Below are 15,150 nucleotides of genomic sequence, written 5' to 3'. Positions count from 1 at the left end.
CTAGCGGACGCCGGACCGCGCAGGACGCGTCCCCTTCGCGTTGGCTCCGGGTGCGCCCGGCGGTGCGGGCACGAGCCCGTCCGGCGGCGTCTCGTGGCACTTGTTGCGGCGCCAGTTTTCCTCGGCAAGTTTCTGCTGGGCGCGAACCGAAACCAAGTCGTTGCGATAGGCCACTTCGGCAACCACCGCGCCGCCGACACCGGTCTCCGCCTTGGCCATCAACCCTTCCAGCTCCGCCGCGCGGGTGGAGAGGTTCTTGCGCTCGACCTCGAGCTGCTTGCAGTCATAGAGATCGTATTTGGCGGGGTCGGCGAACGCCGATGACATGTTGTCGCCGATTTGGGCGCAACCTGAAACGACAGCCGCCGACACCAGCAGCGCCGCAATGGCTGCGGCGCGCGGCGAGGTTTGGCGGGAAGAGTAACGGACAGACATCCGGCATTCTTTAAGGAGACAGTGTTGAGATTGCCTAAAGCAGCCGCCAGTGTCCGGATTGAGGCTGCATCGCGGCAGCGTGCCGCCCTGCCCGATGCGCCGATGCGGACGCGGATGATTTTGCGGCTTGTTCGCTAAGCCGTTGAAACCACACCTGTTCGCACGGGATATTGGCAATTCCACTCAGCCACCAAACGCGCTAGATATCGGCGCGCCGGAGATCATGCGGACGTGGCGGAACTGGTAGACGCAAGGGACTTAAAATCCCTCGATGGCAACGTCGTGTGGGTTCGAGTCCCACCGCCCGCACCAGCCTTCGCTTGCGCCGTGAGCGAAGGCACTGCTAGCTACGGCCCAGTAAGCCTCACTTCAATCGAACTCGAGCCCCAGACGCCGCTCCTTCTTCCAGACGATGCGGCATGCGTGCCGCTCGCCGTCGATCGCGAGCACGAAGCGGTCGGGAAACCACAGCGGCGAATTGACCTCGATGCTAGCCCCTGCCGCCGAGACATTGCGGACGGTGCATGGAATCGCTTCGCTGCCGAACTCAATGGTCCCGCCCTTGAAGATCCGGCGACGCAAGATGTCGCGCCGCTCCTCGCTTGGCGAAGGCCATTGCGCGCCCATCGGCGTGGGCTTCATATTGTCGTCGGCCATGAACCTGTGGCGGGTGTGCACGGAATCGTGCGGTCAAATTACGGCGCGAACCTGACGCACAGCTTACAGGAGGCAGTTTGCCCCAGAGAAGAGGCAAACGGTCGCGCGAGGCATATAAACGGGGCGCGTTGCAGACAAGTCAGCTGCAGATCGAACGTGATCCGAAGCCGGTGCGCGCGCCCATCATCCCCAAGTGCCGATTGCGGCTGTGGCCGATTCACAGCCGCGCGTCAGGTAACGCCCACGGCTCACGCGGCCTTCGCCAGCTCCGCGACGCGCTCCCAGGTCGTCGCCTGCATGCTGGGCCGCGCCTGCATGCGGGCAAGCCAGGCCACAAGATTGGCGTGGGGGGCGCCGAGCGCCGTCCACTCCGGCACCAGCGCGAAGAGGTCGACCGCGGGTGCGACAAGGAGGTCGGCGAGCGAGAGCGCGTCTCCAGCAAAGTAACTTTGATCACCGAGCAGCCGCGCCAGCTCCTCGAACACCATGACCGCCTTCGGCATCGCAGCCGCGATCGCGGCTTCGTCCGGCGCAACCCTCAGCACCCTTGGAGCGATCACGCGGTGGAAAATGATGACATTGCCGACGTCGTGAAACAGGTACCAGTCGTTGACGTTCATGACCTGATCCATGCGTGCGGCAAGCCTGACATCCGCAGGCGTCAGCGCGGGACGTGGCAGCACACGGTCGAGATAGCGCAGGATCGCCTGGGTCTCGTAGAGCATGAAGCTGTCATGCTCGAGCACCGGCACGCGCCCGAACGGGTGCAGTGCCAGATGTTCGCGCGAGCGCATCGCCCCCGGGGCGAGCGCCGCAAGGCGGTAGGGCGCCCCCTTCTCTTCCAGGCCGAGCAGCACCGAACGCCCGAACGGGCTGCCCGGAACGGAGTGAACGATGAATTCGGCCATGACGATTGCCTCCTTGTCCTGAACTTCAGCCTCGCTGCAATTCCGCTTCCCGCACAAAGCGCTCCATCAGGCCCGGCCAGCCGCGGTCGACGTCATTGCGCATCGACGTGCCGCCCTCCACGCCCATGGTCTCGAACTTGTGGTGCAGCAGCTCGACCTCGGTCGCCCCCGCCCCGTGGGCGATGAAGCGCACATCGACCTCGGACTTCATCGCGACGTCGGGCTTCCATTGCGCATTGATCTGCCACACCAGTACGACACGATGCGGCGGCTCCCACACGATGATGGTGGCGACGCTGGTCTCGGTGCCGTCTTCGGAAATCTCCAGCCAGCGTCCGCCGAGGCGCGGCTCCATCAGTACCTTCTGGATCGGCTTCTTGCCGACGCCGTGGTCATGCGGCCACCAGCGTGTCAGTCCGCTAGTGAACACTTCGAAGGCGTGGTCGATCGGCGCCTTGACGCGAACCGTCTTGCGCACCGGAGCAATGGCAACGCGCTCGTTCATTCACTTCCTCCCTTTGCTCTTGTACGATTTCTCCGCCTCCAGCCGGAAAGCCTCCAGCGCGTCGCCCCAGAAGCTGTCGAGCCAGTCGCGCAGTTCACGTAAGCCTTCCCGACGCACCGAATAGATCCGCCGCACGCCCTCGCTGCGTTCCTCGACGAGACCGGCCTCCTTCAACACCTTGAGATGCTGCGACACGGCCGGCCGCGACACCGGCAGTCCCGCGGCAACGGCGTTCACTGGACGGGGTCCGGCGCGAAGGCGTTCGAACACTTCCCGTCGCGTTGGGTCCGCGAGTACAGCCAGAGCGGTTCCGTAAGCCATCACTAACGGTAAGCTATGGCTTACATAAATGTCAAGATGGCCCTTTGTGACTTGCTCTTAGAACCCGACTTCGACCTCGCCGAGACGTGGCAAGCGGGCGTGGACCCAGGCCCCCTCTTCAGCGAAGACCATGCCGGTGCAAGAGCCGGTTGTGACGATCTGGCCCGGCAAGAGAGGCGCGCCTCGGTCCGCACAATGGCGAATGAGCCAGCGCAGTAGCCGCCAGATGTCGCCTGCGGGATTGCCTCCGGTCGTTCGCCGGCTGATCTGTTGGCCGACAGAGAGATGCGCCTCGACGCCCTTCAAATCGACCGAGAGAAGGCTGACTGTCGAGGCTGGCCCGATCAGCAGCGCGCCGTGGCTCTGCAAATCCGCAAGCTGGGCCAAGGCAGCGCTATTCTTCCGATCCTCAAGCCGCGTCTCGACCACTTCGATGGCGGGATAAGCGGCATCGAAGGCGCCTGCCAGCTCGCGATCGGGTAACGTGGCATCTTCAGCCGTGAGAGCTCGTCCCACCCGGAGCGCGACTTCCACTTCCACACCGCGCAGGCGGAAACCTGAACTGAGTCGCGCACCGGTGGTGAGCAGACCCGACGCAGGTAGCGGTGCGCAGATGGGCTCGGCCTCGGGGCCCGACGCCCCTACCTTCCAGCCGCCCGACGGGCCAATCCGGGCAAGCGTGGCATCCTGGATCGCGTAAGCGCCGGCGCGATCCAAAGGGAGAACGTCACGCCACGAGACCGGCCGACCGCTGTTTCGGGCCGTGACCAACCGGTCCGCCGCTTCCCCCGCATGACTCACGACGTCCTCCCCACCGAGTGGTTCGGCTCCGTTGACAGGCGGCCATGAGGAAAGTTCCGCTCGTATTCCCGACCCAATGCGAGCACGGCTGCGTCGGCCCCCTTCGGGCCCAGCAACTGGAAGCCGGTCGGTAGCCCCGATACCCATCCGCAGGGTACCGCGAGCGCCGGCAAGCAAGCGGCATTGGCGATGGCGGTAAAGACGGCGTGTCCCCGCGGCCCGACCGCCTGCCCGGCGATCGTCTCTGGGTAGGGGCGGTCGGCGGGCCAGGCCAAAGCCGCGGTGGCGGGCGTGAGGAGCGCGTCATGGGAATCGAAGAGCTCATCCAGCCGCCGCTTGAGCCGCTGAATCGCACTGACAAGATTGAACAGCGCGGTAGCTGGCGCCAAGCGGCCCCCTTGCAGAGTAGCGCGGGCCACCTCGCCGCACATCGTCTGGTCTGGTCGCGCCCCGCCGCGGAGGCCGAGTTCAGGCCACCGTGCGCCATCTTCAAACAGCCAAGCCAGACCGATCGCGGAAAGCTGTGGCCACAAGCCGTTGATCTCGTCGGCGAGGTCGAATGACGGCGAACTCTCGACGCGGTGTCCCATCGCTTCGAAGCGCTGCGCCGCCCTCTCGACCGCATCGGCGATGCCAGGATCGACGGGCGCGCTCGAAAAGCGCGGCACATACAGGATTCTGGACTTTTTCGAAGCAGCGGCGAGCGGCCGACCGGCCAGTATCTCCGTGAAGTTGGCAACGTCCGCAACACTTCGCCCAATTCCGCCCACCACCTCGTGGTCCAGAAATATCTCCGGCAGACCACCGCGCCGTTTCACGAGCCTGGCTGACGGCTTGAAGCCGACGAGGCCGCAATGCGAGGCCGGCCGTCGTATTGAACCGCCGCCGTCGGTCGCCAGCGCTAGCGGTCCGCAGAAGGCGGCAACGGCGGCTGCCGCGCCGCCCGAGGAACCGCCTGGCGTCAGCGACAGATCGAGGGGATTGAACGTCGTGCCCTTCAGGGCATTTGCGGTATAGCCCTGCATCGCGAACTCCGGCAAACTGGTCTTTGCGAAAAGCACCGCGCCCGCCGCCCGTATCTTGGCCACCGGATCCTCGTCCTGCGCCGCGACGAAGCCGCGCATCAGCGCGCTGCCCCATGTGGTGGGCATGCCGGCGGCATGCAGGTTGTCCTTCACCGAGACGGGGACCCCATCGAGAGCGCCAAGCGGCCTTGCCTCCGCCCAGCGCCTGCCGCTTGCCTCTGCCGCCCGCAGCGCGTCGGCCTCACTGAAGTGCAAGAAGGCGTTGAGCGATGGATCGCAATTCCGCGCGCGATCCAGACAGTCCTCAGTGACGTCGACCGGCGTGAATGTGCGCCGCGCATACCCCTCGATCAATTGCGCGGCATCGAGATGCCAAAAATGCGTCATGCGGGGCCACCGTTCCACCGTTGCAAGAGCCGATTCAAGGCAACAACACGTATCGGCCAAATCTTGTATACAAAGACGCCACGTTCATGCAAGAATGAGACTCCATTCGAGACAAGTGATGCCTTCAGCCCTGCAGATCAGCGACCGCTTGTTGGACGCCATTCTGGCGAAGAAACTGGAGCCAGGAAGTCGCCTCGGAGAGCAGCAACTGGCCGAGTTATTCGGCTGCAGTCGCACCATCGTGCGCGAAGCACTGGTGCGGCTCGAAACACGGGGCCTCATTTCGGTCAGCGCCCGCCGCGGTTGGTACCTGCTGGAGCCGACCGAAAGACAGGCAGGGGAAGCGTTCGAGGCCCGACTCGTGATCGAGACCGGACTGTTGCGTGGCGCCCGTCCGCTCGGCGAGGCGGAACTCCGGCTTTTGCGGGGTCATTTGCGACGTCAATCGAAGGCAATAAAAGGCTCTGACGTGGGATTGAGGAGCTTCATTCTCGGCGATTTCCACGTCTGTCTTGCTCGCTGCCTCGGAAATGGGCTGCTCGCCCAGACTTTGCGCGATCTCACCGTTCGCACGGCGCTGACCGCCGCGCACCACCAGACGCAAGGCGAAGCCACTCGGTCATTCGACGAGCATGCCCGGATCGTCGCGGCCCTGGAGGCGCAGGACATGTCGCTTGCCGAAAAGCGCATGGGCGCCCATCTCCGCACCTGGAAGGAAAAGCTTCCCCTCACCTCCGGCAGCGATCCGCTGGCGACCCTGCGGCAGGCTCTGTCACCGATCGACGGTGTGGAACAAGATTTGCATACAAGACGGAACAAAGGAAAGCGACCCATTCGCCGCCCCGCCGGGCGTCTTCGATTCAGCAAGGAGAAATCGTGATGCAAATCTTAAGGCGCAGTTTTTCGATCGGCTTCGCCGCCGCACTCTCGCTGTTCGCCGCCGCGGGGGCCTCTGGACAGACAGCGCTCGACGGCATCGTTCGCAGCAAGGCGGTCAGGATTGCTGTTCCGACGGACTTCCCGCCCTACGGCTTCGTGGGCTCCGACATGCAGCCGCAGGGGCTCGATATCGACATGGCGCGCCTGGTCGCCGGGAAACTTGGAGCGACGCTGGAGCTGATCCCGGTCACGACCGCCAACCGTATCCCCTATCTTCAGACCAAGAAGGCCGATTTCGTCGTCTCGACGCTCGGCAAGAATCCCGATCGCGAGAAGGTCATCGATTTCACCGTCGCCTACTCGCCGTTCTTCATCGGCGTGTTCGCCCCCAAGGCAACGGAGCTGAAGGGACCCGACGCGCTGGCCGGGAAATCGATCGCTGTGACGCGCGGTTCGGTGGATGATGCTGAACTGACAAAGGTCGCACCTTCGACCGCCGAGGTCCGCCGGTTCGAAGACAACAACGCCACGATTTCCGCCTTCGTCGCCGGCCAGACTCAAGCGGTCGCCACCAGCGCGCAGGTCGCCGCGACGATGATCACCAAGAACCCTCAGCTCGGTGCCGAATACAAATTCCTTCTCAAGGACAGCCCGAACTTCATCGGCGTCGGCAAGGGCGAGGACGCGCTGCGCACCAAGCTCAATGAGATCATCCTCGCAGCCAAAGCTGACGGTACCCTCGAAGCCCTCTCACGGAAATGGCTCGGCAGGTCCACCGGCGACCTTCCGGAGTAAGCCGAGCAGTGGTCAATCTCGATTTTTGGGCCATCCTGGTCGACTGGCGCATGCTCGCCAAGGGCGTCGCATGGACGCTTGGATTGACCGCGATTTCGGCAACTGCAGGGCTTGTGCTGGGCGTTGGATGCGCCTGGGCGCGCATTCACGGGCCAGTCTGGTTGAAGGCCATGACGGGTGCTTATGTCGAGCTGTTCCGCAACACGCCGTTCATCGTGCAGCTCTTCTTCATCTTCTTCGGCCTGCCAGCGATGGGCTTCCGGCTGTCGCCGGAAGCCGCGTCGATCCTCGCGATGGTGGTGAATTTGGGTGCATATGCCACCGAGATCATCCGCGCCGGCATCGAGGCGACGCCGCGCGGCCAGATCGAGGCCGCAGTGAGCCTCGCGCTTTCGCGGATGCAGGTCTTCTTTCACGTGGTGCTGCCGCCGGCGCTGCGCAAGGTTTGGCCCGCGCTCGTCAGCCAGATCATCATCGTCATGCTCGGCTCATCAGTGTGCGGGCAAATCTCCACCGAGGAGCTGAGCTTTGCCGCCAATTTGATTCAGAGCCGCAACTTCCGGGCGTTTGAGGCCTTCATCGTCGCCGCTCTGATCTATCTTGCTCTGTCGATAGCCCTGAGGCGATTCCTCAATTGGCTTGGCCCACGCTTCCTGTTTGGAGATTGAGGGCATGGTCGAATTCACACTGTGGGACATCCTGCGCAACCTGCTGCTCGCCGCGCGCTGGACCGCGGGCCTGTCGCTCATCGCCTTCATCGGCGGAGGCTTCGTCGGGTTCGCCCTTCTGATTGCCCGCCTGACGCCTTCACTGAATGCGCGCCGCCTCGTCACCCTCTATATTCAGCTGTTCCAGGGCACTCCGCTTCTGATCCAGCTCTTCCTCGCCTATTTCGGCCTGGCGCTGTTCGGCATCCAGACCTCACCCTGGACCGCCGCGGCGGTGGCGCTGACCGCCTATACGAGTGCCTTTCTGAGCGAGATCTGGTTCGGCTGTGTCGCCTCCGTTCCGCGTGGCCAATGGGAGGCCGCCCGGAGCCTGGCCCTCAATTTCTGGGAGCAGTTGCGTCACGTCATCCTTCCTCAGGCGCTGACCATCGCGGTGCCCCCAACCGTCGGATTCCTGGTCCAGGTCATCAAGGGCACGGCACTCGCCTCCGTTATCGGCTTCGTCGAACTGACCAAGGCCGGAGGCATGATCACCAACGCAACCTTCAGGCCTTTCACCGTCTATGCCATGGTCGCGCTGATCTATTTTGCCCTTTGCTATCCCATCAGCCTTACGGCCCGCGCTCTCGAAAGGACGCTCCATGCTGCCCATCGTTGAGATCGCCGCTCTCTGCAAGTCCTTCGGGGAGACACAGGTCCTCAGAGGGGTTGACTTGAACGTGAACCAGGGAGAGGTCATCGCGATCATCGGCAAGAGCGGTTCGGGTAAATCGACACTCCTGCGTTGCATCAACGGGCTGGAGCGCTTCGACAGCGGCGCGATCCTGGTCAGGAACAAGCAGATCGATCATGACAGCGCGGCTGCGATGCGTGAGCTGCGCCAACAGGTGGGCATGATCTTTCAGAGCTTTAACCTGTTTCCCCATTTGAATGTCGGACGCAACATCATGTTGGCGCCGAAGCTCGTCAAGAAGCGCACAACGCGGCAGGGCGAAGAACAGGCGCGCGCGCTACTCGCGCGCGTCGGTCTGGAGGAGAAATTCGACGCCATGCCCGACCGCCTTTCAGGCGGCCAACAACAGCGCGTCGCTATTGCGCGCGCGCTTGCGATGGAACCGGCCGTGCTATTGTGCGACGAGATCACCAGTGCGCTTGATCCGGAGCTCGTTGGCGAAGTTCTACGCGTCGTCGAAAGTCTCGCCGAGGATGGCATGACGCTGATGATGGTGACCCATGAGATCGGCTTTGCGCGCAAGGTCGCCGATCGCATGATCTTCATGCATCATGGCAAGGTCCATGAGATGGGACCGCCCGATCAGCTCTTTGCCGATCCCAAAACCCCCGAACTTCGGCAATTCCTCTCATCGCTCCACAGCTGACACTCTAGTTACTGACCGTAATCGCTGGCAGGCCAGCCGGAGACAGTCGGGCGACGGCCGCGCGCGGCGCGTCGCCCGACCCTTATTCCTATTCCGACTTGTCGATGTTCCAGAACACCGGGGTGGCCGGACCGTCGATCACACCCGAGAGCGACTTCCGCCACGCGCTCGGTGCCTGGTACTGACCGAGCGGCACGTAGATCACCTGGTCGTAGGCTTCCTTCTGGATGTCGGCCGCGATCTTCTTCTGCTCGTCGAGCGAAGGCGCACGAACGAACGCTTCCTTCAACTGCTCGATCTTGGCGTCTTCGGCCCATCCGAACCAGCCGCCATTCTTGCCCTGACCGCCGATCGAGAGATTGGCGATCGGGTTGGAGACGTCGGCGCTGACCCAGTTGGTGAAGAACATGTTCCAGCCACCCTCCTTCGGCGACTTCTGGCTGGCGCGGCGGGTCACCACGGTCTGCCAGTCGGTCGCCTGTACATCGACCTTGAAGCCGGCGTCGCGCAGCTGCTGCGCGACGACGATCGGCTGCGCCTTCAGCGTCGTGACGTCGCCGGGCGCCATGATCACGATGGGCGTGCCGTCATAGCCGGACTCGGCGAGCGCCTTCTTGGCTGCGGCCTTATCGCCCCCCTTCGAGAGCGTCTCCCCGCCGACGTCGGTCGCGAACGGCGTGTCGCAGATGAAGAAGGCGACGCATGTCTTGAAGTATTTGTCATTGCCGACCAGCGCATCAAGCACGTCCTTCTGCTTCATCGCCAGCAGCGCCGCACGGCGAACCTTGACGTTGTCGAAGGGCGGATAAAGGAAGTTCATGCGTCCAAGTGTCTGGAAGCCGAACTTGTTCAGCGTCTCGATCTTGAGGCTCTTGTCGCCTTCGAGGATAGGCAACATCTCGAAGGACGGATTCTCCATGAAATCGATGTCGCCGGACTGCAGCGCGTTGATTGCGGTCTGCGCGTCAGGCATCGTGATCCATTCGACGCGGTCGACCTTCACGACCTTGCCGCCCGCGGTCCAGCTCGCAGGTTCCTTGCGCGGCACATAGTCCTTGTTCTTCTCGTAGACCGCCTTCACGCCAGGCTGGAACTCGGCCTGCACGAACTTGAAGGGACCGGAGCCGATCTGTTCCGGGATCGCCTTGTCCGGCGGCGTCTCGGCGAGGCGCTTCGGCATCATGAAGGCGACGCGTGATGACGGCTTGCCGATCGAGTCGAGCACGAGGCCGTAGGGCTCCTTCAGCTTCAGCGTGATGGTCTTGGGATCGGTGGCCTCGATGCTGGCGGTGAAATCCATCAGCTTCTGACCCATGCCGTCGACCTTGCCCCAGCGCTTGAGCGAGGCAACGCAGTCTTCCGCCGTCACCGGCGTGCCGTCATGCCACTTCAAGCCGTCTCGCAGCGTGAAAGTATAGGTCAGCTTGTCGTCGGAGATTTTCCAGTCCGCCATCTGCGGCTGGATCTTGAAGTTGGAGTCGGTCGCGATCAGCGTGTCGTAGATCATGTAGCCGTGGTCACGCGTGATATAGGCCGTGGTCAGGATCGGATCGATGACCCGCAAATCCGAGTGCATCACTGCCGTGATGGTCTTGCCCGCGGCCATCGCTTGCGGCGCGAACGCCAATGCGAACGCCGACAGCGCTGCCGCTATCGTACGATGCTTCCAACGCGTGTTGTGCAACATTCAATCTCTCCTGACGTGAAACTGGTCAAAGCCGGCTTATTGGTTATGCATGCGGTTCGTTATTTAGGCGAACTAACACGCTGTAAGGCTTGCGAAATCGAGACTTGCATCAAGCGTGATGCGCGTCAATCGGGATTTGGTCGAGATCGGACGTACACAAACGAATTGTGCGGCGCGCCGGATTTTGCCTTTACAAAATCGTCGCCGGCGACTTTCGTAAGCGCGCGCGATGCCGGCGCTGCACCACAACAAAGAGAGAAAATCCATGAACCCAGCCAATCTTCCCTTTGATTCCGAAGCGATGTTGCAAGGCCTGCGCGGCTGGGTGGAATGCGAAAGCCCGACCTGGGATGCGAGCGCGGTCGAGCGCATGCTCGACCTTGCCGCGCGCGAGATGGCTATCATGGGTGCGACCATCGAGCGCATCGCCGGGCGGCAGGGCTTTGCCGGCTGTGTCCGCGCCCGCTTTCCCCATCCGAAGCAAGGCCAGCCCGGCATCCTGATCGCCGGCCACATGGACACGGTGCACCCGGTCGGCACCATCGAGAAGCTGAAATGGCGGCGCGAAGGCAACAAGTGCTTCGGGCCCGGCATCTTCGACATGAAGGGCGGCAACTATTTGTCAGTCGAGGCGATCAGGCAATTGGCGCGCGCCTCCTTCACCACGCCGCTGCCGATCACCGTGTTGTTCACACCCGACGAGGAGGTCGGCACGCCCTCGACGCGCGACATCATCGAGGCCGAGGCAGCGCGCAACAAATATGTGCTGGTGCCGGAGCCGGGCCGGCCGAACAACGGCGTCGTCACCGGACGTTACGCGATCGCGCGCTTCAATCTGGAGGCGACCGGCAAGCCGAGCCATGCCGGTGCGACGCTGTCCTCCGGCCGTTCCGCGATCCGCGAAATGGCGCGGCAGGTCCTTGCCATCGACGGCATGACCACCGAGGACTGCACCTTCTCGGTCGGCATTGTGCATGGCGGCCAGTGGGTTAACTGCGTTGCCACGACCTGCACCGGCGAGGCGCTCAGCATGGCGAAGCGCCAGGCCGATCTCGACCGCGGCGTGGAGCGGATGCTCGCGCTGTCGGGCACAGCCAATGACGTGACGTTCAAGGTGACGCGCGGCGTCACCCGCCCCGTCTGGGAACCTGATGCCGGCACCATGGCGCTCTATGAGAAGGCAAAAGGCCTCGCGCGGGAGATGGGTCTCGATCTGCCGCATGGGAGCGCCGGCGGCGGCTCCGACGGCAATTTCACCGGTGCGATGGGCATCCCAACGCTCGACGGACTCGGCGTCCGCGGCGCCGACGCGCATACCCTCAACGAGCATATCGAGGTCGACAGCCTCGCCGAGCGCGGCCGCCTGATGGCGGCGATGCTGGCGACGCTGGATTAAGATCGATTTGCACTGCACAACGCATTGGCACAGCCGGATCGAAATTTAGCCTTGTCCAATTTTGAGGCTTCGCCTACGGTCCGGCCGTCCAACGTGACGATGCGGGAGAGATCGAAGAGATAGCATTCGTGCTGTCACTTTCGGCGCCGACGGAGCAACCGCCCCGGAAACTCTCAGGCAAAAGGACTGTATCGTCAGGACGATCTGGAGAGAGACGACATGGCCCAATGGAAAAGGCTGTGCGTCCACCGAAGGGGATAGTTCGCTCTTGGGCCTCGGCCCGATGCGGATCAAGCTCTCAGGTACCGTGACAGATGGGGCGCCGTCGCCGGTTTTTACCGGCGGTTCGGCGACTCTAACGCACGGGAGCCTGACAACCACCATGCCACACATTGCCATTATCGGCGCCGGTATCACCGGCGTGACGACCGCCTATGCGCTGCTCGAACGCGGCTACAAGGTGACCGTCCTCGACAGGCACCGCTACGCCGCGATGGAAACCTCGTTCGCCAATGGCGGACAACTTTCCGCCAGCAACGCCGAAGTCTGGAACAGCACTGCGACCATCCTCAAGGGCCTGCGCTGGATGCTCCGAAACGATGCGCCGCTGTTGATGAATCCGAAGCCGAGCTGGCACAAATATTCCTGGATGGGCGAGTTCGTCGGCAACATCGGCCGCTATCGCGCCAACACCGTCGAGACCACGCGGCTCGCGATCGAGGCACGGCGGCATCTGTTCTCGATCGCGGAGCGCGAGAACATCGCCTTCGATCTCGAGCGCCGCGGCATTCTCCACATCTATCACGACAAGGCGGGCTTCGACGCAGGGATGCGCGTCAACGCGCTGCTTCAGCAAGGCGGCCTCGACCGCCGCCCGGTGACGCCGGAGGAAATCCGCGCCATCGAGCCCACGCTGCAATCGTCCTGCTATGGCGGCTTCTTCACGCCGTCGGATGCGACCGGCGATATCCACAAATTCACCCGCGGATTGGCCGATGCCTGCATCCGCCGCGGTGCGACCTTCGTGCACGACGCGAATGTCGATGCGATCGCGCGCACTGATGACGGCTTCCGCATCGGCTGGAGCGAGACGGCGTCGAGCGACGGACCAGCGCCGGCACAGCATGACCTTCAGACAGATGGCATCGTCATCTGCGCCGGCGTCGCCAGCCGACACTTCGCCGCGATGCTCAACGAGCGCGTGAACGTCTATCCGGTGAAGGGCTACTCGATCACGGTCCAGCTCGATGACCCGCAGAGCCGGAACGCGGCACCGACCGTCAGCCTGCTCGACGAAGCCGCGAAGATCGTCACAAGCCGGCTCGGCGACGACCGCTTCCGCGTCGCCGGGACGGCCGAGTTCAACGGCTTCAACCGCGACATTCGCGCCGACCGCATCCGGCCGCTGATCGACTGGGTGCGGCAGCATTTCCCCGCGATGGACACGTCGAAGATCGTGCCATGGGCGGGCCTGCGTCCGATGATGCCGAACATGATGCCGGTGGTTCGAGCTGGCACCATTCCCGGCGTGTTCTACAACACCGGCCACGGCCATCTCGGCTGGACCTTGTCCGCCGCAACGGCGCAGATGGTCGCCGAGACGATCGACGACTGGAGCGACCGTTGCGCGCCCCCGATGGTGCCGTCGCCGCCGGCCGATACGATCGAGGACAGCCACGCAGCTTTCCTCTAATTATCCGGCCGAAGAGGAAGAATATGAGCGTACACGCGTGTGGCCAGGTCCGTATTCGCTGAGAAACGCCGCATGACAGGAACTAGCATCATGGCGGGTGGAAGCGTTTCATTTCAGGAGCGGAGCATGCGCGTCGGCGTGGCGCACACGCATGAGGGCGGCGTGGCGCACACGCATGAGATCGTGGTTCAGGGGAGAGCCGGGAGTGCCGGCAACGACATCTTGATCGGCGCTGTTGGTGCCCCGCGCCAGCGCGCCGAAGGTCGTTTGGCGCGTACAGCTTGCCAGCATGAAGCGAGGCGGCGCCGAGTGCGTGCGAGGCACAGTCCCCGGCACATCGAGCCGCGCCTTCGACCACAGGACCTCACGGTTCGGCCCTTGCAGATCGTCGCTCAAGCCATCGACGACTGGCGCGACCTCGACACAACCCCGACGGCGCCGTCGTTCGGTGTCGGACTTGACGACCTGTCTGCTAACCGTCGCGAAGGCGAAAGCAATCCACCTTTCAGTGGAGCGCTTCGAACTCCATGACGGGAATAATCGCCACCCTTGGACCGATTAGCTGCACCGCAAAAATTGCAGCACCGATGGCACGGGACTTGCTGAGGTGCTACGGATGTGCATCGGTCCCGCTGGGGACTTTAACGACCACAACCCAACGGATCCAATTTGCTCGGATATCTGCTTCGCCGCATCCTCGCCGCTATCCCCGTCATGGGCGTAGTCGCGCTGTTCGTGTTTCTGCTGCTGCGGCTGACGCCGGGCGATCCCGCCGCGATTCTCGCCGGCGACAATGCGACGCCTGAACAGCTCGAACGTATCAGGACCTCGCTCGGCCTCAATGAGCCGATCTACATCCAGTTCTACACCTGGATCGTGAAACTGCTGCACGGCGATCTCGGCGTCTCGCTGATATCGAACAAGCCGATCCTGGAAATGATCGGCCCGCGCCTCGAGCCCTCGATCTCGGTTGCGCTGGCCACCATCATCCTCTCGATCCTGGTCGCGGTGCCGCTCGGCGTGGTCGCGGCCTGGAAGCACGGCACCTGGATCGACCGCTTCGTGATGGGGCTGTCGGTGCTCGGTTTCTCCGTGCCGGTGTTCGTGATCGGCTACGTGCTGATCCAGCTCTTTGCGATCGATCTGCGCTGGGTGCCGGTGCAGGGCTTCAGGAGCATCTCGGCCGGCTTCGGCCCGTTCTTCGAGCGCCTCATCCTGCCGACCTGTACGCTGTCCTTCATCTATGTCGCGCTGATCGCGCGCATGACGCGGGCCTCGATGCTGGACGTGCTCGGCGAGGATTACGTGCGCACCGCGCGCGCCAAGGGCATCGGCGAAGCCGGCGTGCTGTTGCACCACGCGCTGCGCAACGCCGCGGTGCCCGTCATCACCGTAATCGGCTCGGGCTTTGCGCTGCTGATCTCCGGCGTCGTCGTCACCGAGAGCGTGTTCAATCTGCCTGGCATCGGCCGCCTCACCGTCGATGCGGTGCTGGCGCGCGACTATCCGGTGATCCAGGCGATGATCCTGTTGACGTCGGGCATCTATGTCGGCGTCAACCTGTTGATCGACCTGGCCTACACCCTGCTTGATCCTCGTATCCGGTACTAGACG

At 63.4% G+C, this 15,150-nt stretch carries 17 protein-coding genes, 1 tRNA gene and 2 riboswitches; of the genes, 9 read left to right on the top strand and 9 right to left on the bottom strand.

The genetic code is table 11. The annotated features are described in order from the left end of the window. Complete coding sequence (locus tag ACFFWD_RS14680; RefSeq protein ID WP_376966209.1) at positions 1 to 435, bottom strand: twin-arginine translocation pathway signal; 435 nt, start codon at positions 433 to 435, stop codon at positions 1 to 3. A 225-nt stretch (positions 436 to 660) separates the two neighbouring features. On the opposite strand from ACFFWD_RS14680, the gene ACFFWD_RS14675 reads away from it, so the two are divergent. After that, a tRNA-Leu gene (locus ACFFWD_RS14675) sits at positions 661 to 747 on the top strand. Between the two features lie 57 nt (positions 748 to 804). On the opposite strand, the gene ACFFWD_RS14670 is transcribed toward ACFFWD_RS14675, so the two are convergent. From ACFFWD_RS14670 to ACFFWD_RS14645, 6 genes are all read right to left on the bottom strand, one after another. Continuing rightward, positions 805 to 1,092: a PilZ domain-containing protein gene (locus ACFFWD_RS14670; RefSeq protein ID WP_376966207.1), complete on the bottom strand. Its 288-nt coding sequence runs from the start codon at positions 1,090 to 1,092 to the stop codon at positions 805 to 807. A 248-nt stretch (positions 1,093 to 1,340) separates the two neighbouring features. Next, the gene (locus tag ACFFWD_RS14665) at positions 1,341 to 2,000 is read right to left on the bottom strand and encodes a glutathione S-transferase family protein (protein ID WP_376966205.1); all 660 of its coding nucleotides are present in this window, start codon (positions 1,998 to 2,000) and stop codon (positions 1,341 to 1,343) included. Between the two features lie 25 nt (positions 2,001 to 2,025). After that, a complete protein-coding gene (locus ACFFWD_RS14660) occupies positions 2,026 to 2,505 on the bottom strand; it encodes an SRPBCC family protein (protein WP_376966203.1) in 480 nt (159 codons plus the stop codon). Continuing rightward, positions 2,506 to 2,826, bottom strand: a complete 321-nt coding sequence (locus tag ACFFWD_RS14655) for an ArsR/SmtB family transcription factor (RefSeq protein WP_376966202.1) — start codon at positions 2,824 to 2,826, stop codon at positions 2,506 to 2,508. It abuts the gene before it with no gap. A gap of 57 nt (positions 2,827 to 2,883) precedes the next feature. Beyond that, entirely contained in the window at positions 2,884 to 3,627 is a 744-nt protein-coding gene (locus tag ACFFWD_RS14650; protein ID WP_376966200.1) for a 2-keto-4-pentenoate hydratase, read from the bottom strand. After that, positions 3,624 to 5,039 (bottom strand): amidase, encoded by a 1,416-nt coding sequence (locus ACFFWD_RS14645; protein ID WP_376966198.1) that lies wholly within the window; start codon positions 5,037 to 5,039, stop codon positions 3,624 to 3,626. Before ACFFWD_RS14645 ends, ACFFWD_RS14650 begins: the two co-directional genes overlap by 4 nt. A 118-nt stretch (positions 5,040 to 5,157) precedes the next feature. On the opposite strand from ACFFWD_RS14645, the gene ACFFWD_RS14640 reads away from it, so the two are divergent. The 5 genes from ACFFWD_RS14640 to ACFFWD_RS14620 are packed head-to-tail and all read left to right on the top strand — an operon-like array spanning position 5,158 to position 8,760. Next, a complete protein-coding gene (locus tag ACFFWD_RS14640) occupies positions 5,158 to 5,919 on the top strand; it encodes a GntR family transcriptional regulator (protein ID WP_376966196.1) in 762 nt (253 codons plus the stop codon). Between the two features lie 5 nt (positions 5,920 to 5,924). Further along, on the top strand, positions 5,925 to 6,713 hold the full coding sequence (locus ACFFWD_RS14635; protein WP_376966261.1) for a transporter substrate-binding domain-containing protein: 789 nt from the start codon (positions 5,925 to 5,927) through the stop codon (positions 6,711 to 6,713). Between the two features lie 50 nt (positions 6,714 to 6,763). Further along, positions 6,764 to 7,381, top strand: a complete 618-nt coding sequence (locus ACFFWD_RS14630; protein ID WP_376966259.1) for an amino acid ABC transporter permease — start codon at positions 6,764 to 6,766, stop codon at positions 7,379 to 7,381. A gap of 4 nt (positions 7,382 to 7,385) precedes the next feature. Beyond that, positions 7,386 to 8,039 carry an amino acid ABC transporter permease gene (locus tag ACFFWD_RS14625; RefSeq protein ID WP_376966194.1) on the top strand — a complete coding sequence of 218 codons (654 nt, stop codon included), beginning with the start codon at positions 7,386 to 7,388 and terminating at the stop codon, positions 8,037 to 8,039. After that, the gene (locus tag ACFFWD_RS14620; protein WP_376966257.1) at positions 8,026 to 8,760 is read left to right on the top strand and encodes an amino acid ABC transporter ATP-binding protein; all 735 of its coding nucleotides are present in this window, start codon (positions 8,026 to 8,028) and stop codon (positions 8,758 to 8,760) included. The genes ACFFWD_RS14625 and ACFFWD_RS14620 overlap by 14 nt, the downstream gene beginning before the upstream one ends. Before the next feature lie 88 nt (positions 8,761 to 8,848). Here ACFFWD_RS14620 and ACFFWD_RS14615 read toward each other — a convergent pair whose 3' ends face one another. Then, on the bottom strand, positions 8,849 to 10,447 hold the full coding sequence (locus ACFFWD_RS14615) for an ABC transporter substrate-binding protein (RefSeq protein ID WP_376966192.1): 1,599 nt from the start codon (positions 10,445 to 10,447) through the stop codon (positions 8,849 to 8,851). 265 nt (positions 10,448 to 10,712) lie between these two features. Between ACFFWD_RS14615 and ACFFWD_RS14610 the strand changes: the two genes are divergently transcribed. Together ACFFWD_RS14610 and ACFFWD_RS14605 are read left to right on the top strand one after the other, a co-directional pair. Then, a complete protein-coding gene (locus tag ACFFWD_RS14610) occupies positions 10,713 to 11,843 on the top strand; it encodes a M20/M25/M40 family metallo-hydrolase (RefSeq protein WP_376966190.1) in 1,131 nt (376 codons plus the stop codon). Between the two features lie 92 nt (positions 11,844 to 11,935). After that, positions 11,936 to 12,042: riboswitch (glycine riboswitch) on the top strand. 3 nt (positions 12,043 to 12,045) lie between these two features. Further along, positions 12,046 to 12,159: riboswitch (glycine riboswitch) on the top strand. A gap of 66 nt (positions 12,160 to 12,225) precedes the next feature. Continuing rightward, a complete protein-coding gene (locus ACFFWD_RS14605) occupies positions 12,226 to 13,536 on the top strand; it encodes a D-amino acid dehydrogenase (RefSeq protein WP_376966188.1) in 1,311 nt (436 codons plus the stop codon). A gap of 108 nt (positions 13,537 to 13,644) precedes the next feature. Here the strand turns inward: ACFFWD_RS14605 and ACFFWD_RS14600 are convergent, their stop codons facing one another. Beyond that, the gene (locus ACFFWD_RS14600) at positions 13,645 to 13,932 is read right to left on the bottom strand and encodes a hypothetical protein (RefSeq protein WP_376966186.1); all 288 of its coding nucleotides are present in this window, start codon (positions 13,930 to 13,932) and stop codon (positions 13,645 to 13,647) included. A gap of 273 nt (positions 13,933 to 14,205) precedes the next feature. On the opposite strand from ACFFWD_RS14600, the gene ACFFWD_RS14595 reads away from it, so the two are divergent. Then, complete coding sequence (locus tag ACFFWD_RS14595) at positions 14,206 to 15,147, top strand: ABC transporter permease (protein ID WP_376966184.1); 942 nt, start codon at positions 14,206 to 14,208, stop codon at positions 15,145 to 15,147. Positions 15,148 to 15,150 lie beyond the last annotated feature (3 nt).

Origin of the sequence: Bradyrhizobium erythrophlei, from assembly GCF_042430365.1 — a bacterium.
Taxonomy (GTDB): domain Bacteria; phylum Pseudomonadota; class Alphaproteobacteria; order Rhizobiales; family Xanthobacteraceae; genus Bradyrhizobium; species Bradyrhizobium erythrophlei.
Note: the sequence above shows the minus strand (reverse complement) of the source record. Positions and strands in the feature narration are given on the sequence as shown.